Source organism: Zavarzinia aquatilis (genome assembly GCF_003173035.1).
Classification (GTDB): Bacteria; Pseudomonadota; Alphaproteobacteria; order Zavarziniales; family Zavarziniaceae; genus Zavarzinia; species Zavarzinia aquatilis.
Genome location: NZ_QGLE01000002.1, coordinates 109,508 through 125,912, shown reverse-complemented (window position 1 = coordinate 125,912; position 16,405 = coordinate 109,508). Strand labels below are relative to the sequence as shown.

General features: G+C 68.4%; 15 protein-coding genes. 8 read left to right on the top strand and 7 right to left on the bottom strand.

What is annotated here, in order from left to right:
* Positions 1-11: 11 nt before the first annotated feature.
* The 6 genes from DKG74_RS04030 to DKG74_RS04005 all read right to left on the bottom strand — a co-directional run bounded on the left by DKG74_RS04030 (position 12) and on the right by DKG74_RS04005 (position 10,036).
* Complete coding sequence (locus DKG74_RS04030; protein ID WP_109902899.1) at positions 12-3,482, bottom strand: AAA family ATPase; 3,471 nt, start codon at positions 3,480-3,482, stop codon at positions 12-14.
* Positions 3,483-3,486: 4 nt separating this feature from the next.
* Positions 3,487-4,734: a metallophosphoesterase family protein gene (locus DKG74_RS04025; protein ID WP_165837519.1), complete on the bottom strand. Its 1,248-nt coding sequence runs from the start codon at positions 4,732-4,734 to the stop codon at positions 3,487-3,489.
* A gap of 4 nt (positions 4,735-4,738) precedes the next feature.
* Positions 4,739-6,220: a protein adenylyltransferase SelO gene (locus tag DKG74_RS04020; protein ID WP_109902895.1), complete on the bottom strand. Its 1,482-nt coding sequence runs from the start codon at positions 6,218-6,220 to the stop codon at positions 4,739-4,741.
* Between the two features lie 73 nt (positions 6,221-6,293).
* Positions 6,294-8,216 (bottom strand): pilus assembly protein TadG-related protein, encoded by a 1,923-nt coding sequence (locus tag DKG74_RS04015; RefSeq protein WP_109902893.1) that lies wholly within the window; start codon positions 8,214-8,216, stop codon positions 6,294-6,296.
* A gap of 139 nt (positions 8,217-8,355) precedes the next feature.
* Positions 8,356-8,793, bottom strand: a complete 438-nt coding sequence (locus tag DKG74_RS04010) for a hypothetical protein (RefSeq protein WP_207779232.1) — start codon at positions 8,791-8,793, stop codon at positions 8,356-8,358.
* 52 nt (positions 8,794-8,845) lie between these two features.
* On the bottom strand, positions 8,846-10,036 hold the full coding sequence (locus tag DKG74_RS04005) for a glycosyltransferase family 4 protein (protein ID WP_243404016.1): 1,191 nt from the start codon (positions 10,034-10,036) through the stop codon (positions 8,846-8,848).
* A gap of 133 nt (positions 10,037-10,169) precedes the next feature.
* Here DKG74_RS04005 and DKG74_RS04000 point away from each other — a divergent pair, with 133 nt between their 5' ends.
* The 8 genes from DKG74_RS04000 to DKG74_RS03965 all read left to right on the top strand — a co-directional run bounded on the left by DKG74_RS04000 (position 10,170) and on the right by DKG74_RS03965 (position 15,931).
* Positions 10,170-10,808 carry an alpha/beta hydrolase gene (locus DKG74_RS04000; RefSeq protein WP_243404015.1) on the top strand — a complete coding sequence of 213 codons (639 nt, stop codon included), beginning with the start codon at positions 10,170-10,172 and terminating at the stop codon, positions 10,806-10,808.
* A 48-nt stretch (positions 10,809-10,856) separates the two neighbouring features.
* Complete coding sequence (locus DKG74_RS03995) at positions 10,857-11,054, top strand: twin transmembrane helix small protein (RefSeq protein ID WP_109902887.1); 198 nt, start codon at positions 10,857-10,859, stop codon at positions 11,052-11,054.
* Complete coding sequence (locus DKG74_RS03990) at positions 11,054-11,614, top strand: cob(I)yrinic acid a,c-diamide adenosyltransferase (protein WP_109902885.1); 561 nt, start codon at positions 11,054-11,056, stop codon at positions 11,612-11,614. Before DKG74_RS03995 ends, DKG74_RS03990 begins: the two co-directional genes overlap by 1 nt.
* Positions 11,615-11,872: 258 nt before the next feature.
* The gene (locus tag DKG74_RS03985; RefSeq protein ID WP_109902883.1) at positions 11,873-12,622 is read left to right on the top strand and encodes an electron transfer flavoprotein subunit beta/FixA family protein; all 750 of its coding nucleotides are present in this window, start codon (positions 11,873-11,875) and stop codon (positions 12,620-12,622) included.
* A gap of 1 nt (position 12,623) precedes the next feature.
* A complete protein-coding gene (locus DKG74_RS03980) occupies positions 12,624-13,556 on the top strand; it encodes an electron transfer flavoprotein subunit alpha/FixB family protein (RefSeq protein WP_109902881.1) in 933 nt (310 codons plus the stop codon).
* A 54-nt stretch (positions 13,557-13,610) separates the two neighbouring features.
* Positions 13,611-14,486, top strand: coding sequence for a 3-hydroxybutyryl-CoA dehydrogenase (locus DKG74_RS03975; RefSeq protein ID WP_109902879.1), 876 nt, complete (start codon positions 13,611-13,613; stop codon positions 14,484-14,486).
* Positions 14,483-15,175, top strand: a complete 693-nt coding sequence (locus DKG74_RS03970) for an adenosylcobinamide amidohydrolase (protein WP_341475847.1) — start codon at positions 14,483-14,485, stop codon at positions 15,173-15,175. The genes DKG74_RS03975 and DKG74_RS03970 overlap by 4 nt, the downstream gene beginning before the upstream one ends.
* 36 nt (positions 15,176-15,211) lie before the next feature.
* The gene (locus DKG74_RS03965; RefSeq protein ID WP_109902875.1) at positions 15,212-15,931 is read left to right on the top strand and encodes an NYN domain-containing protein; all 720 of its coding nucleotides are present in this window, start codon (positions 15,212-15,214) and stop codon (positions 15,929-15,931) included.
* Between the two features lie 22 nt (positions 15,932-15,953).
* On the opposite strand, the gene DKG74_RS03960 is transcribed toward DKG74_RS03965, so the two are convergent.
* Positions 15,954-16,364 carry a response regulator gene (locus DKG74_RS03960; RefSeq protein ID WP_165837518.1) on the bottom strand — a complete coding sequence of 137 codons (411 nt, stop codon included), beginning with the start codon at positions 16,362-16,364 and terminating at the stop codon, positions 15,954-15,956.
* Between the last annotated feature and the right edge of the window lie 41 nt (positions 16,365-16,405).

Sequence of the window (16,405 nt, the reverse complement as noted above, 5' to 3'; positions counted from 1 at the left end):
CCTGTCCCTCGTCAGAGGCGGATGATCCTGACCGCATCGCCGAGGCCTTCGGCGATGCGCGCCACCTGTTCGTGGTGGCTGAGCACGATCACCTGGGCGTGATGCGACAGGTCGGCCAGCGCCTCGAGGATGAGGCGGCTGCGCGTCTCGTCCGAGGTCTGCAACAGATCGTCGGCGACGAAGGGCAGGGTGGGGCCCTTGCCGGCGTAATCCTCGATCTTGACGAGACGGAGCGCGAGGAAGAGCTGGTCGCGCCCGCCTTCCGACAATTCCTCGACCCGTTTCGCCGTCACCCCGTCCGCTTCGATCATCAGGAGGTGGGGGCGGCCGGCGTCGTCCTCGTCCGCGGTCACGCCCCGATAGGCGCCGCCGGTCAGCCGTGCGAAGCGGGCGCCGATCCGGGCGAGAAGGCTGTCTTCATCCTCTTCCTTGCGCAGGCGATCCAGGGCCTCCGCCAGCAGGGCGGCGGCGCCATGGGCGAGCAGCGCATCCCCGGCGAGACGCAGCAGGCGCGCGGCGGCCTGCTGGCGCCGCTCTTCCGCGTCGAGGGCGCGGTCGGCCTTTTGCATTTCCTGCTCTCGATGATCGAGTTCGGTCCTGCGCTTCACCACGTCGTCGCGTTCGTCATCGAGGCGCTTGCCCTCGCCCTTCAAGACATCGACCCGGATCGACGCCGCCACCGCATCGAGGGCGTCGACCTCGGCTGCCAGCGTGTCCAGCGGCCAGTGATCGCCCTCCGACGCCAGGCCCCTGGCGGCAAGGGCGAGTTTCTCTTCCGCCGCGACCCGCGTTCGCGCGCTGTCCAGCCGATGCTGGATCGCGGTATCGTCACCGCCACCAATGCGCCGACGCAAAGTCTCGCGCGCGGCAAGGGCTTCGGCGCGGTCGGCGGCGGCCTTGTTCCGCGCCGCCTGGGCTACCGCCACCTGCGGCGCGAGGGTGGCCGCGGCGGTTTCCAGCCGGCGCGCCTCGGTCAGGCGCAGGCGAAGGGTCTGCGCCATCTCCTCCGGCGACAGGCCGGCAAGATCCGGGGCGAGGCGGGCCGTGAGGGCGCGGGCGCCGGTCTCGAAGCTGTCGATGTTGCGCTTCATGCCTTCGACACGATGATGCTGGTCCGCCCGCTGGTGCCGGGCGCCGCGCAACTCCTCGATCAGGCCGAGGGCGCTTTCGGTCGCCGTGGCCAGCTCGCCGGCCGGACGGTCGAGGCTGGCGAGGGCGCGTGACCAATCCGCCTGCCAGGTCGCGGCATCCCGCGTGGCTGTCTCGTGTTTGCGCAGGGCTTCGGCGTGACGGCGGCGCGCGGTATCCAGCGCGGCCTGCCGCGTCTTTCGCTCCGCCGCCCGTTCGGCCGCCGCCGTCAGCCGGCGTGTGGCCTCGGCCAGAAGGTCGGGCAGGGCCGCCGCCTCGGTGGCCAGCAGGACGGCGAGGTCCCGCGCGAGCGCCTGCTGCCGGCCGCTTTCCCGGTCGAGGGCGGCGCGGGCGGCGGCTCCCTCGGCGGCGGCATCGGCGACGCGCAGCCGGGCGGCGAGGAATTCGGTGACAGCGGCCGCTCCGGTCGCCTCGGGCAGGCCAAGGCCGGCGATCAAGGCCGTCCAATCGCGCCGGGCGGCATCCAGTGCGGTTTCCGCCTCCGCCCGCGCGGTCGCGGCGCGGTCGCCATCCTCGGCGAAGCCGGCGCGGGCCGCGCGCAATTGCGCGAGCCGGGCAAGGCGCTGGCTTTCGCCATCGCGCCGGTCGGCCAGATGGTCGGCCTCGGCCTGGCCGCGCTCCAGCGCTTCCGCGGCGGCGATTTCGCCCCCGGCGGCATCGAGCAGGGCGGCGTCGGCGCCGGGGCCGAATTTCGCCCGGCGGATGAGGGCCCAGGCCTCGTCCCGCGTGCTTCGCGCGGCGGCGATCACGCTCGGCTCGGGCAGGGTGCCGGCCTCGAGCAGGGCGGCGATGGCCAGCGCGGCCTTGCCGTCCTCGGCGGCGATCCGGCCGGCTTCGGCGCGGGCATCGTCCAGCGCCCGCGCAGCCTTGCGCAGGGCATCGTCCAGCCTCGCCACGGTATCGGCGGCGGGCGGCGTCAGGGCAAGGAGACCGGCGGCATCGCCGCGCCAGCCCGGCGTCGCGGCCAGCAGGGCCGCCTGCTTGGCCGCCGCCTTGTCGAGGCCGGCCGCCGCCTCCTCCATGCGCCGGGCAGGATGGCCGTCGGCCAGCGCGCGGTCGCGGATGGCGGCGAGAGCGGCGGTCTCGGGCAACGCTGGCAGGGCATCCAGCGCCGCGCCGCAGCTGGCGAGATCGGCGCTCGCGGTGGCGAGATCGTCGGCGGCGGACGCGGCGGCGCGGGCGATGGCCTCGCTGCGCCGGATCAGGTCGCGCGCGGCGGCGATGGCGGGGGTGGCCGGCAGGGCGGCCCCGGCCACGAGGCCAAGATCGCGCTCCAGCAGGGCGACCTGCCCGGCCGCGGCCTGTTCCTCGGCGAAGACGCGGGGCAGGTCGCGGTGATCGGCGCCGACCTTGCCCAGTTCGAGGTAGAGCGCGTCGACCGCCTCGGCCTCGGCCAGCAGGGCCGCGTCCGGCCGCAGGGCCGCCGCTTCGGTTTGCAGCCGGGCGGCCTCTTCCTGACGGACGGCCAGCAGGGCGTCGGCGGCGGCGAGGGCGTCGCCCGCCCGTTGCCACTGCTTGTCGAGGTCGGGGGGCAGGGCCGGATGATCGGCCAGCGGGGCAAGTTCGGCGACGGCGGCGCGGTGCTGCGCCAGCCAGGGCCGCACCCGCTGGACGCGGTTCAGCTTCTCCAGCTCGGTCGCGATCTGGCCCTGTGCCTCGCGGATACGGGCGAGTTCGGCGGCCGTGGCCGTCTTCGCTTCCTCATGACGGCGCCAATCGTCGGGTCGGACCAGATCGTGCTTCAGGTCCGCGACGGCACCCGCGTGGTCCGCGAGGGCGAGGTAGAGCGGTTTGCTGGCGGTCTGGCGGGCCGGGGCGATATCGTCGCGCGCGCGCTCGAAGGTATCGCGGATCGCCCGGACCTGCGAGGTGCCGCCGCCGGCGGCGAAGACCGCCTCGCCGATTTCGCCGCCGGTCGATATCAGCTCTTCGCCCCCGATGCGCAGCAGATGGGTATCGAGGCAGAACAGCCGCTGGAACAGCTTGTCGTCGGCGCCGCCGGTCAGGCGGGTCAGCACCGCTTCCGGCACCTCGGCTCCGGCCTCGTCGACCAGCGTGTGACCCCGGCCCTTGCGCCGACCGATGGCGATCGTGGCGCCATCCGTGTCGATGACATCGGCCAGCAGGCGCATCCCCTTGTAACCGAAGCGGAAACTCATGGCGCTCTGCCCAGGGATGCCGAAGACGAGATCGCGCAGGGCCTGGCGCAGCACCGACTTGCCGGCGCCATTGGGCGCGATCACCAGATTGACCGTGCCGGGTTTCGTCTCGAAGCCAAGTTCCTTCGTCTCGAAGGGGCCGTAATTCTCGATGCGGAACCGGGAGAGGCGCATGGGCTCAGGCCTCCGCCAGGGCGGCGAGCACCATGGCCCGCAGCCGTGCCATGGTTGCCTCGTCCGGCCCGGTCGCCAGCAGGTGGTCGGCGGGGATGTCGATGCCGCGCAGCTTGTCCCTCAAACGCTCGGCGTAATCGCCGAGGAAGTCGGCGGGCGGGTCGGCCGCGATCTCGGCGATGATGCGGGCAAGGCGGCCGGTGACATCCGGCCGCTCCGCCAGAAGGGCGGGATCGGCGAGGGGACGGGTCTCGTCACGCAGGGATTCGAGCCAGACGCGCCCGGCGCCGTGCTGGCGCCCCTCGGCGATTGCCTTCTGGCGGAAATCCTCAAAATCGCGCGCCAGCGCCGGCTGCACCGCGCTGCGCCCGGTCAGGGTCAGGCGCAGGGCGATGGGGCGGCCTTCCGCGGCGTCCAGTTCGGTGGCGATGGTCCGGCCGATCAGGCTCAGCGCCCCGTCGACGTCGGCGGCGGGCGAAAGGTCGACCGTGGGCCGCGCCCAGCGCAACACGTCGAGCGCGCGGTGCTCGACGGCGGCGATCCGGCCATCCTCGACCGTGACGAGGCTGGCACCCTTGGCCCCGGTTTCCCGCACATGGCGGCCCTGCAGATTGCCGGGAAAGACGATGTGGCAGGGCGTGTTCGCGACATGGCTCCGGGCATGGACATGGCCCAGCGCCCAATAGTCGTAACCCTGCGCGATCAGCGCCTCGACCGTCGTCGGGGCGTAATCGTCATGGTCCCGGCTGCCGAGGGCCGTGTGGAGAAGGCCGATGTTCAGATGGCCGGGTACCGGCGGCGGATAGGACCGGGTCAGATCCTCGGTCACCGCCCGGGTCGGGAAGCTGCGACCGTGCAGGGCGACGGCATGATCGCCCAGGATGAAACTCTCGGCCTTCGCCGCGGAAAACACCCTTGTGTTGTCCGGCAGGCGCAGGTTGCGGGTGATGATGCTGGCGGCATCATGATTGCCATGCAGGATATACAGGCGAATGCCCGCCCGGCCGAGGCGCGCCGCTTCCTCGACGAGGAAAAGTCCGGTGCGGTAATCCTGCCAGTCGCCGTCGTAGAGATCGCCGGCGATCAGCACGAAGGCGGCGCGCTCGTCGATGGCGAGGTCGATCAGGTTGCGGAAGGCCGCCCGCGTCGCCTGGCGGATGGCGTCGGCCGGGGCGTCCGGATCCGCTTCCAGCCCGCGCAAGGGGCTGTCCAGATGGATGTCGGCGGCGTGGACGAAGCAGAAGTGGCTCAAGGTCTCAGGTCCCGCAGAAGGTTCGGCGCACTTCCTCGCCCGGGGGCGCGGGCTCGGCGTATTCGGCGGCATCCGGCTGTTCGTCGAACGGCCGGGCGAGGATGGCCACCAGCCGATGGAAGGGGGCGAAGTCGCCCCGTTGTTCCGCCGCCGCGATGGCCTGTTCCACCCGGTGATTACGCGGAATGAAAACGGGATTTGTGGCGCGCATGGCGGCCGCGGTCGCGTCCGCTGGCGTGTCTTCCCGGGCAAGACGGGCGTGCCAGCCTTCCGCCCAGGCGTCGAAGGCGGTCGGGTCGATGAAGAGATCGCGCGGCACCGCCCTGCCGTCCAGGAGCCCGGCGAGGTGGCGGAAGGTCAGGGTGTAATCGGCGCCGTTCTGCTGCATCGCCCCCAGCAGGGCCTGAATGAGGGCGAGATCGCCGTCCTCCGCCGTGGCAAGGCCCAGTTTGGCGCGCATCCCCGACAGCCAGTGGTCGCGGAAGCGGATGGCGAAGCCTTGCACCACCTCGGTCGCGGCGGCGATGGCCCGCGCCTCGTCTTCGTCGATCAGGGGCAGCAGGGTTTCGGCGAAACGGGCGATGTTCCAGTTGGCGATGCCGCCCTGATTTCCGAAAGCATAGCGGCCGCGCTCGTCGATAGAGCTGAACACCGTGTTGACGTCGAAGGCTTCCATGAAGGCGCAGGGGCCGAAGTCGATGGTCTCGCCCGAGACGGTGACATTGTCGGTATTCATCACGCCATGGACGAAGCCGACATGCATCCAGCGCGCGACCAGCGAAGCCTGACGTTCCGCGACGCGGACCAGCAGGGCGAGGGCGGTGTTCTCGGCCCCGGCGAGGTCGGGGTAATGGCGGGCAATGACATGATCGGCCAGCAGGCGCAGTGCCTCGGTATCGCCGCGCACGGCGAAATACTGGAAGGTGCCGACCCGGATGTGCGAGGCGGCGACGCGGGTGAGCACCGCGCCGGGCAGCACGCGGTCGCGCCGGACGTAATCGCCGGTCGTGACGGCACCGAGGGCCCGGGTCGTCGGAATGCCGAGGGCGTGCATCGCCTCGGAGACGATATATTCGCGCAACACCGGGCCGAGGGCGGCGCGGCCATCGCCACTGCGCGAGAAGGGCGTCGGGCCGGAGCCTTTCAGCTGGATGTCGCGGCGGCGGCCCTCGCGGTCGATCACCTCGCCGAGCAGGATGGCGCGGCCATCGCCCAGCTGGGGCACGAAATTGCCGAACTGGTGCCCGGCATAAGCCTCTGCCAGCGGCTGCGCCCCGGCGGGCACGCGATTGCCGGCCAGAATATCGGGCGATGCCGCCAGCGCATCGGCGTCGAGGCCGAGGTCGGCGCAAAGGTCGCGATTGACCCGGATCAGTCCCGGCGCGGCGACTGGCGTCGGCGCCAGAAAGGCGTGGAATCGCTCGGGCAGGCGGGCATAGCTGTTGTCGAAGCGAAAGCCGGGGTCGGCTTCGGCGGTATCGGTCATCTGTCTGCGCGCTCCGCTTCCGGGGGCACGATCATTGCCGCGCGGCGGCGGAAAAGCCAGTCCAGAGGCAGGGTCAGGGCACCACCAGTTTCGGCGTACCGCATTCGAGGTCGATCACCGCGACCTCGGCCGTGCCGACGGAAATGCCGAGGATGTTCAGGAGAAAGTCGACGATGGCATCGAGAATGGGGCCCAGCACCATGCCGATCAGGAAATCGCCGACGATATAGGTGACGAGGTCGACCAGAGGCTTCAGGACGAAGGTACCGAGGACGCCGTTCAGCTGCAGGCCAAGAGAATCGCGCAGCGTCTTGCCGAGGGTCGTGATGATCTTGCTGGTGCCGACGGTGACGCCGCTCGGGAAGGCGTCGTTGTCCGATGCATGGCCCGGTTCGTCGAACAGGGCGGCGATATCGGCGAAGGCGGGCTGGTCGAGGAGATCCGAGGCCTTGACCGAGGGATGCGCGGTCGGCCCGCCCACGGTCAGATTGACGCCAAGCCCGACGCTGAGAATGTCGAGCGGCGGTTCGATCAGACCCCACAGATTGTAATAGAGGCCGAGCACGTTGAACGTATCGGCATGGGCGGCGGCGCTGTTGGACAGAAAGGCGCTGCGGTCGATCTGGCCGACATGGGCCGAGACGAGGCCCGTATCCACATCCATGTCGACATAGCGGTCTTCGGTATGCGCGGGTTCGCAGCCGAGCCTGGTGATGCGCGCCTGTGCCGGCGCGACATTGATCCCGACCGAGAGATTGTTGTTGGCATGGGGACCATAGGTCGGCAGCAGGTCGACGTCGAGACCGAGCAGCTGGAGGATATCGAGGAGGCCGTTGACGACGGTGATCACCCCGGACAACGGCCCCTTCCAGTCGACCCGGACGAGGAGACGGATCTGCGCCGTGCGCAGCAGGTTGTTGCCGGTCTTTATGTCGTCTTCGGTCACAACCCGATATCCCGTCGGGGGCTGCGGCGGCTCGACGATGGAGACATCGACCGAGGCGCCGAGGAAGGTGCCGACATTGGCCATGACCGCGTGCTGGCCGGTTCCGTTCTCTTGCTGTGAAGCCGCGAGGATCGAGGCGGTGACCAGATCGAACACATTGACCGGCACGGAAAGCCCGGAATCATTATTGCCGAGACCGACGCCCAGCAGGTCGCCCAGCTTCACATTGACGTCGGACAGCACGGCCAGCGGCAGTTTGGAGATGCCGGGAAAGGCATCGCCGAGACCGACACCGAGGCGCAACGCCTTGGAAGCGCCATTGGCGGCATTCTTGGCGACATCGGCGACGACGCCGAGCACGCCCAGCACCGAGACGTCGGCGCCCAGCAATTCGTCGTAATTGCCGACCTGCGCCCCGACCTTGATGGCATATTCGTCGAGGAAGCCGAGCAGGTCGATATTGGCGCCGACGAGGCCCTTGTAGTCGAGCACCGACAGGTTGACGTTCCCGCCGAGCAGGGCGCCGAGGATCAGGTTCAGCAACCCATCGTTCAGTTTCGCGAGGCCGCTGGCGATCTTCACCGTGGCATAGCGCCCGGTGGTCATCGCGGTGGAGCGGACGCCAACGTCGATCGGATCGGCGCCGATGATCGCGGCGAAGAAGCGGGGGGAGGTGTCGGTAGCCCGCAACTGGACGGCATTGATGCCGCTGTTGCCCGAAGCGATCACGGAAAAGCGGCTGCCATGGGGGCGGGTCCGGCTGTAATCGCCGAAGTCATAGGCGCGGACGACCTGCGCGGAGAAACCATTGTCGAGCAGCGTCGCATTGGCCGCATCCATGGCGGCCTTGCGCTGGCCGGCGCCGCCATCCAGTTCGCGGGCGGCGGCGATGGCGGCGAGATCGAGGGCGGCCTGCAGGCGCTGCCGGCTGTAATAGCCATAGCCGAGGTCGATCACCATGGCGACGACCGCGAGCAGAATGGGCAGCGCCACTGCGAACAGCAAGGCTGCCGCGCCACGCTCGTGTCTGCCCTTGCCCCGATACGCCATGACCGAACTCCTGTCTGGACACAGGGCGAAGGTAGGGCGCGAACCTGCCGCCCATAAAACCAAAATGGAACCAAATCACCCTGAATTGGTGTCTATAACAACCAAATTGACAATTTATCAATGGCGCCGGTCGTGCCGGTCACTGGGCGTGGTAGCGAACCGGTACCGGGGTATTGCCGGTCAGGGTCACCGTGCCGGAATCGGCCTCGAAGCCGATCTGGCCTTTGACCGAAAAGGGGCGCCCATCGGGCTGGCGGCAGCTGTCGACCCGGATGCGGTCCTGTTCCAGCCGCCAGCGGCAGCTGCCCTTTACGCCGCCGCCAAGTTGGGGCCCCGCGACGAAAGACAGGGTTTCGGCGCCGAATTCGAGGAAGATCAGGTCTTTCTGCCGCTCCAGCTGGTCGCGGCTGGTCTCGGTCGCGGCCTTGGCTTCGACCAGGGCCTGATAGGTGGCGTCGACGTCGACGGCATAGCGCCCGGCGGGCGCGGGCGTGGCCGCCAGTGCCGCGGGCGCGGTCATCAGGGCGGTGAGCAGCACAGCAATACGCAAGGGGGCAACCTCGTTCAGCACGGACACATTCATCGTTTCCGGGCGGCATGAAGCCCGAAAAAGATTAAAGGTCTGCTGCTCAGCGCCCCGCCATCAGGCCGCGATAGACGTCGAGGGTGGAAGCGACCATGTGTTCGACGGTCCAGGTCGCCTCGACATGCTCGCGGCCGCGAACCGCGATCGCCTGGCGCGTGGTCAGGTCGAGGGCGAGGGCATCGCCGATCGCCGTCGCCAGCGCCGCGACATCCCCGGGCGGGACCAGGAGGGCGGTTTCGCCCGGCAGCACGGTTTCGCGGAAACCGCCGTGGTCGGTCGCCACCACCGGCTTGCCCATGGCCTGGGCCTCGACCGGGATGCGGCCGAAGGCTTCCGGCTCGAGCGAGGGGGCGACGACGACATCGGCCAGCATATAGGCGGCGGCCATGTCGCGGCAGTGGCCGACGATGCGGACAACGCCGCCAAGACCGAGGTGGCGGATTTTTTCTTCAAGTTCCGCGCGGTATTTGTTGCGGCCCTGATCGTCGCCGACGATGAAGCAGACGATGTCCTGCCGGCCGAGGGCGGCGAGGGCGTCGACCAGGAAACTGTGGCCCTTCCAGCGGGTCAGGCGGCCGGGCATCAGCACGACGGGCAGACCGTCCGGCATCCGCCACGCCCTGGCGATGGCGATTACCCGTTCCTGGCTGACGCGGGCGGGATCGAAGCTGTGAATGTCGATGCCGCGCGGAATGGTCACCAGCCGGCCTCGGGCTTCCGGATAACGCTCCAGCACATGGGCGGCGATGAAATGGGAATTGGCGATGACCGCGTCGCCCGCCGCCATGATGCCGTTGTAATAGCGTTTGCCGGCGAAATTCTCGTTGTAGGTCCCGGCATAGGTGGTGACGAAGGGCAGGCCCTCGGCCCGGGCGGCGGCGCGCGCGCTCCAGGCCGGCGCGCGGGAGCGGGCGTGGAGCAGCTCGATGCCCTCGGCCCGGATCACTTCGCGCAGGCGCCGGACGTTGCTGCGCATACGGAACGGATTCTTGGTCGCGAGGGGCAGGGTGATGTGGCGGGCGCCCGCCCGCTCGACGTCATGGACCAGCCGGCCGCCTTCCGAGGCGACGAAGGTTTCCACCCCCGCGGCGACGAGGCCGGCGGCGACATCGACCGCCGTCCGCTCCACCCCGCCGGCGCCAAGGGCGGGCAGGACCTGAAGCACGCGGGGCAACCGGCCCGGGGGCACCGCCGACATGGCATCCCCCTCGATGCCGGTATATGTATCGCTCATGAAAACTGCCGATGCCCCTGCCGAACCCACCACGCCCGCCCGACTGCCGAGAAGTGGTGGAGAGTCGATCGCCTATCACACTACCAACGGGAAATCACCCGCCGTCCTGTTCCTCGGTGGGTTCAAATCCGACATGACCGGGACCAAGGCAACGGCGCTCGACCGATTCTGCCGCGCGACCGGCCGTGCCTTCACCCGTTTCGACTATCGCGGGCACGGCGCCAGTTCGGGTCAGTTTGCCGACGGCACCATCGGCGGCTGGCTGGGCGACGCGCTCGCCGTGCTCGACCAGGTGGTGCAGGGGCCGGTCGTCCTCGTCGGCTCGTCCATGGGCGGCTGGATCGCCAGCCTCGTCGCCATCAGCCGGCCGGAGCGGGTCGCGGGCCTCGTCACCCTGGCCGCCGCCCCCGATTTCACCCACCGCCTGATCGAGGCGCGGATGAGCGAGGCCCAGCGCGAGGCGATGGCGCGGGACGGTTTCATCGTCGATCCGTCCGACTACGATCCGGCGGGCTACGAAATCCGCAAGACCCTGGTCGACGAGGGACGCGATCACCTGATCCTGAACGGTCCCGTCGCCATCCGCTGCCCCTTGCGCATGATCCATGGCACCGAGGACACGGATGTGCCCTGGTCCCTGTCGGCGGAATTGCTGGCGCGGGTGCAGAGCGCGGACGCAACGCTGACCCTGGTCAAGGGCGCCGATCACCGCCTGTCTTCGCCAGCGGACATCGCCCGGATGGAAGCGGCGGTGGCCGAACTCGCCGGTTAGGGCGGCGGCGCTTTTCCTTCCCCCGACGACGCGCTATATCTTGCGGCCATGTCCGGATTCCTCGCCTTCCTCGTGCCCCTCGTCTTCGTCGCGCTCGTGGTGATTCTCGCCCTCGGGATCACCACCCTGCTGCGCGGCGGCCCCGACCGGCGCTTTTCCAACAAGCTGATGCAGCTGCGCGTCGTCGTGCAGGGCGTCGCCCTTATCCTCCTGCTGCTGACGCTCTATTTCGCCGGGAGGACCTGATGGTCAAGCTCGACCGGATCTATACCCGGGGCGGCGACAAGGGCCTGACCTCCCTCGTCGACGGCAGCCGGGTGGCGAAACACGCCGGCCGTGTCGCCGCCTATGGCGAGGTGGACGAGCTGAATGCGACGATCGGTCTCATCCGGCTGGAAACCGCCGGCCTCGCCGAGGTCGATGCCATGCTCGGCCGGATCCAGAACGATCTGTTCGACCTTGGCGCCGACCTCGCGACGCCCGACGGGATCGAGGGGGCGCTTCGTGTCGTCGATGCCCAGGTGACCCGGCTGGAGCAGGAAATCGACGCGATGAACGCCGATATTCCGCCGCTGCGCTCCTTCATTCTGCCGGGCGGCACGCGGGCGGCGGCCTTCGCCCATCTGGCCCGCACCGTGGCCCGCAGGGCCGAGCGGGCGATCAGTGCCCTCGCCGAGGCGGAGGCGATCAACATGGCGGCCCTGCGCTACGTGAACCGCCTGTCGGATCACCTCTTCGTGCTGGCCCGTCATCTGAACGACAAGGGCGCTTCCGATGTGCTCTGGGTGCCCGGCGCCAATCGTTGAGATTCAGGGCCGCGCCTGCGGCCCGCGCTTGCCAACGGCGGATTCCCTGCCACTATGCACCCCGCGGTGGCCGCAGGCCCCCGGGAAGCACCAGCGAGAATTGCGGTTCGTTGACAGGGCCGTCATCCCTTCTTATGGTGCGCCGCAGTATCGGAGCCGCCCTGCCAGTTGCCGGCAGGGGGGCCCTGCTGCCTCCCCGGGACCGGCTGGTCCTGGTCATGAAGCTGTTTTTCGAAAACAGGGCGGAGCGAATTTCCCATGAAGGTCCTGGTACCCGTGAAGCGGGTGGTCGACTACAACGTGAAGATCCGTGTCAAGGCGGACAATTCCGGCGTCGACCTCGCCAATGTCAAAATGTCCATGAACCCCTTCGACGAAATTTCCGTCGAAGAGGCGATCCGCCTCAAGGAAGCCGGCAAGGCGACCGAGGTGGTCGTGGTCTCCATCGGCCCCGCGCAGGCGGCCGAAACCATCCGCACGGCGCTGGCCATGGGTGCCGACCGCGGCATCCTGATCAAGACCGATGAGGACGTGCAGCCGCTGGCCGTGGCCAAGCTGCTGAAGGCCGTCGTCGCCGAAGAGGCGCCCGGTATCGTCATCGTCGGCAAGCAGGCGATCGACGACGATTCGAACCAGACCGGCCAGATGTTGTCCGCGTTGCTCGGCTGGGGCCAGGCGACCTTCGCGTCCAAGATCGTGATCGGCGACGGCTCGGCCGACGTCACCCGCGAAGTGGACGGCGGTCTCGAGACCCTGACCCTGAAGCTGCCGGCCATCGTCACGTCGGACCTGCGTCTGAACGAGCCGCGCTATGCTTCGCTGCCGAACATCATGAAGGCGAAGAAGAAGCCGCTGGCCGAGAAGACCCCGGCCGATTACGGCGTCGATGTCGCCCCCCGCCTGAAGACCCTGAAGGTCGAAGAGCCGCCGAAGCGCAGCGCCGGCATCAAGGTGCCCGACGTCGCGACCCTCGTCGCCAAGCTGAAGACCGAAGCGGGAGTGATCTGAGATGGCGATTCTCGTCCTTGCAGAAAATGACGCCGCTGGCCTGAAGCCGGCGACCCTGAACGCCGTCGCGGCCGCCAAGGCCATCGGTGGCGACATCCATGTGCTGGTTGCCGGCGAAGGCGTCGCCGCCACCGCCGCGGAAGCCGCCAAGATCGACGGTGTCGCCAAGGTGCTGACCGCCGACGACGCGGTCTATGCCAACCGTCTGGCCGAACCGCTGGCCGCCCTCGTGGTGTCCATCGCCGGTGCCTACGACTATATCGTCGCCCCCGCCACGACCTCGGGCAAGAACGTCACGCCGCGCATCGCCGCGCTGCTCGACGTCGCGCAGATTTCCGAGATCGTGAAGGTCGTCTCGGGCGATACCTTCGTCCGCCCGATCTATGCCGGCAACGCCCTGGCGACCGTGCAGTCGTCGGATGCGAAGAAGGTCATCACCGTCCGCACCACCGCCTTCCCGGCGGTCGGCACCAGCGGCTCGGCCCCGGTCGAGGCGGTCGCTTCCGCCGGCAATCCGGGCCTGTCGAGCTTCGTCGGCGCCGAGCTGTCGAAGTCGGAGCGTCCGGAACTGACCGCCGCCCGCATCGTCATCTCCGGCGGTCGCGGCATGCAGTCGGGTGACAATTTCCACCTGCTCGACAAGATCGCGGACAAGCTGGGCGCCGCCGTCGGCGCCTCGCGCGCCGCGGTCGACGCCGGCTTCGTGCCGAACGACTATCAGGTCGGCCAGACTGGCAAGATCGTCGCCCCCGAGCTCTACGTCGCCGTCGGTATTTCGGGTGCCATCCAGCACCTCGCCGGCATGAAGGACTCGAAGGTGATCGTCGCCATCAACAAGGACGAAGAGGCGCCGATCTTCCAGGTCGCCGACTACGGCCTCGTCGCGGACCTGTTCAAGGCCCTGCCCGAGCTGGAAGCGGAACTGTCGAAGTAACGCGACTTATTTGTTAGGCTTATCGTAACGCGGACAGCAGACGGGGTAGATGGAATGGCGCTCAAGACGATCGGTGTCATCGGTGCCGGCCAGATGGGCAATGGCATCGCCCATGTCTGCGCGCTGTCCGGTTACGATGTGTTCCTGATGGATGTCAGCCTCGAGCGCGCCAAGGCCGCGCTCGAGGTCATCCAGGGCAACATGGCCCGTCAGCTGGCCAAGGGCACCATCACGGAAGCTGCCCGCGATGTCGCCCTGAAGCGCATCATGCCGACCGACAGTCTCGACCAGCTCGGGGTTTCCGACCTCGTGATCGAGGCGGCCTCGGAAAACGAGACGGTGAAGAAGCAGATCTTCACCAATCTCTGTCCGAAGCTGAAGGACACGGCGCTGATCGCGAGCAACACGTCGTCGATCTCGATCACCCGTCTCGCGGCGATCACCGACCGGCCGGAACGCTTCATGGGTGTTCACTTCATGAACCCGGTGCCGGTCATGAAGCTGGTCGAACTGATCCGGGGCATCGCCACGGATGAAAGCACCTATCAGGCCATCCGCGAATTCGCCGTGACCATCGGCAAGACGCCGACCGCGGCCGAAGACTTCCCCGCCTTCATCGTCAACCGTATCCTGCTGCCGATGATCAACGAGGCGGTCTACACGCTTTACGAGGGCGTCGGTTCGGTCGAGGCGATCGACACCGCCATGCGCCTCGGCGCCAATCACCCCATGGGTCCGCTGCAGCTGGCCGACTTCATCGGCCTCGATACCTGCCTCGCCATCATGCAGGTGCTGCACGAAGGCCTCGCGGATTCCAAATACCGGCCCTGTCCGCTGCTGGTGAAATATGTCGAGGCCGGCTGGCTCGGGCGCAAGACCCGTCGCGGCTTCTATGACTACCGGGGCGAGCACCCGGTCCCGACCCGCTGATCCCGCTTCCCTTCGTCACCGACTGCAGCCAGCCGTGGCTGGCGGTCGATCTGGGCACGGACTGCCGGCTCCTGAGCTGGGCGCCGCATCGGCCCGGTTTCCAGATCGCGCGCCGCGTGGTCTGGCGGGAAGTGCGCAATGCCGATCTGACCCCCGACGTCGATGCCCTGGCCCTGTTGCGGGACGGTCTGGCCGATCTCGGTGCGCTCGATGCCGTGGCCATGATGACCTCCCGCGATATTCGCCGCCACTTCACGTCGCGCGCCGCGGTGGATGGCGTATCCGCTGCCTGCCTGGCGACGGTTGGCCTTGGCAATGGCGAGCGGGTGGGGCGGCGGCGCCACGCCCGCCCGCCCGGCTTCGGCACGGTGAACATGCTCGTCCATGTTTCGCAGCCGCTCGACGATATCGCGTTGCTGGAAGCCCAGTCGGTCGCGGTTCAGGCCCGCACACTGGCGATTCTCGAAGGCGATTACCGGCCAGACCCCGACTTGCCTCCGATCACCGGGACGGGAACCGATTGCATCGTGATGGCCTGTCCTGTTGCCGGTACGCCCGCGCCCTATGCGGGTCTGCATACCGCGGTGGGTGAGGCGGTCGGCGCGGCGGTATTGTCGGCGGTCCGCGCCGGCGTCGCCGACTGGCTGGCCGAGAGGGCACTGGACAAGGCCGGTGCCGCCCCCCTCTGATAGCGTATCGCCACCCCGGCATCGAGAGAACCGACCATGACCCAGGAAGGCCGTTCGCCCCGTCTCGCCGTGCTGATCGACGCGGACAATGCCTCGCCCAAGATCGCGGATGGATTGTTCGAGGAAATCGCCCGTATCGGGGAGGCCAGCGTCCGGCGCATCTACGGCGACTTTTCGGTATCCCGCTCCAAGGGCTGGGCCGACATTCTGACCCGTCATGCCATCGTGCCGCAGCAGCAGTTCGCCTATACGACGGGCAAGAACGCCTCGGACATCACCCTGGTCATCGACGCCATGGACCTGCTGCACAGCGGCCGTTTCGACGGCTTCTGCCTCGTATCCTCCGACAGTGATTTTACGCGCCTGGCCTCGCGCATCCGCGAGCAGGGGATAGATGTCTTCGGCTTCGGCGAGCAGAAGACGCCCGAGAGCTTCCGTCAGGCTTGCCGGCGCTTCATCTATACGGAAAACCTGCTCGGCGGCGCCGGTCCGGCCGAAGCCAAGGTGGCCCGGCCATCGAAGCCGGCGGAGGAATTGATCCGCAAGGCCTTTTCGCAGGAGGAGGGCGACGAAGGCTGGGTCACCCTCAGCGCGATTGGCAAGCAACTGGCCAACCTCGCGCCGGACTTCGATTCGCGAACCTATGGTTTCAAGAAGTTGATCGACCTGGTGCGCAGCCTCGATGCCTTCGAGATCGGCCAGACCGAGGCGGGCCACCCGCAGGTGCGGGCGCGTCCCAAACCGGCGCCGAAGTAGGCCAGCGCGCGTCGGCCCCGCGCTAAATCAGCGAGCGGATCTTCTGACTGAGGGCGTCGGTCATCAGCGGTTTTTCGACGATGGCGGCGCCCATCAGGCGGGCCCGGCGGCGGCAGCGGGCATCGGGCTCCGTGGTGATCAGGATGGCGGGTGCCGTTGCGCCGCGGCGACGGAGTTCCGCCAGCAGCTCGAGCCCGTCGATGGGCGCCAGCATGAAGTCGATCACGAAGCAGCGCACCCGATCGAATTCGCCATCGGCCAGCAGTTTCTTGTCCGACATGTAGCAGCGGGTATCGTAGCCCTCGGTATCCAGGGCGAACGCCAAGGCGTCGAGGAGCGCGGCATCATCCTCTATGACGACAATCCTGGGCCCGGAATTTTGGGGCATAGGGGTGCCCTGGCTGGTGTGAACGGCGATATCCATGGCGGTCATGACAACAGATCGGGGCTGGCCTGCCATTGATCCAGAACAAT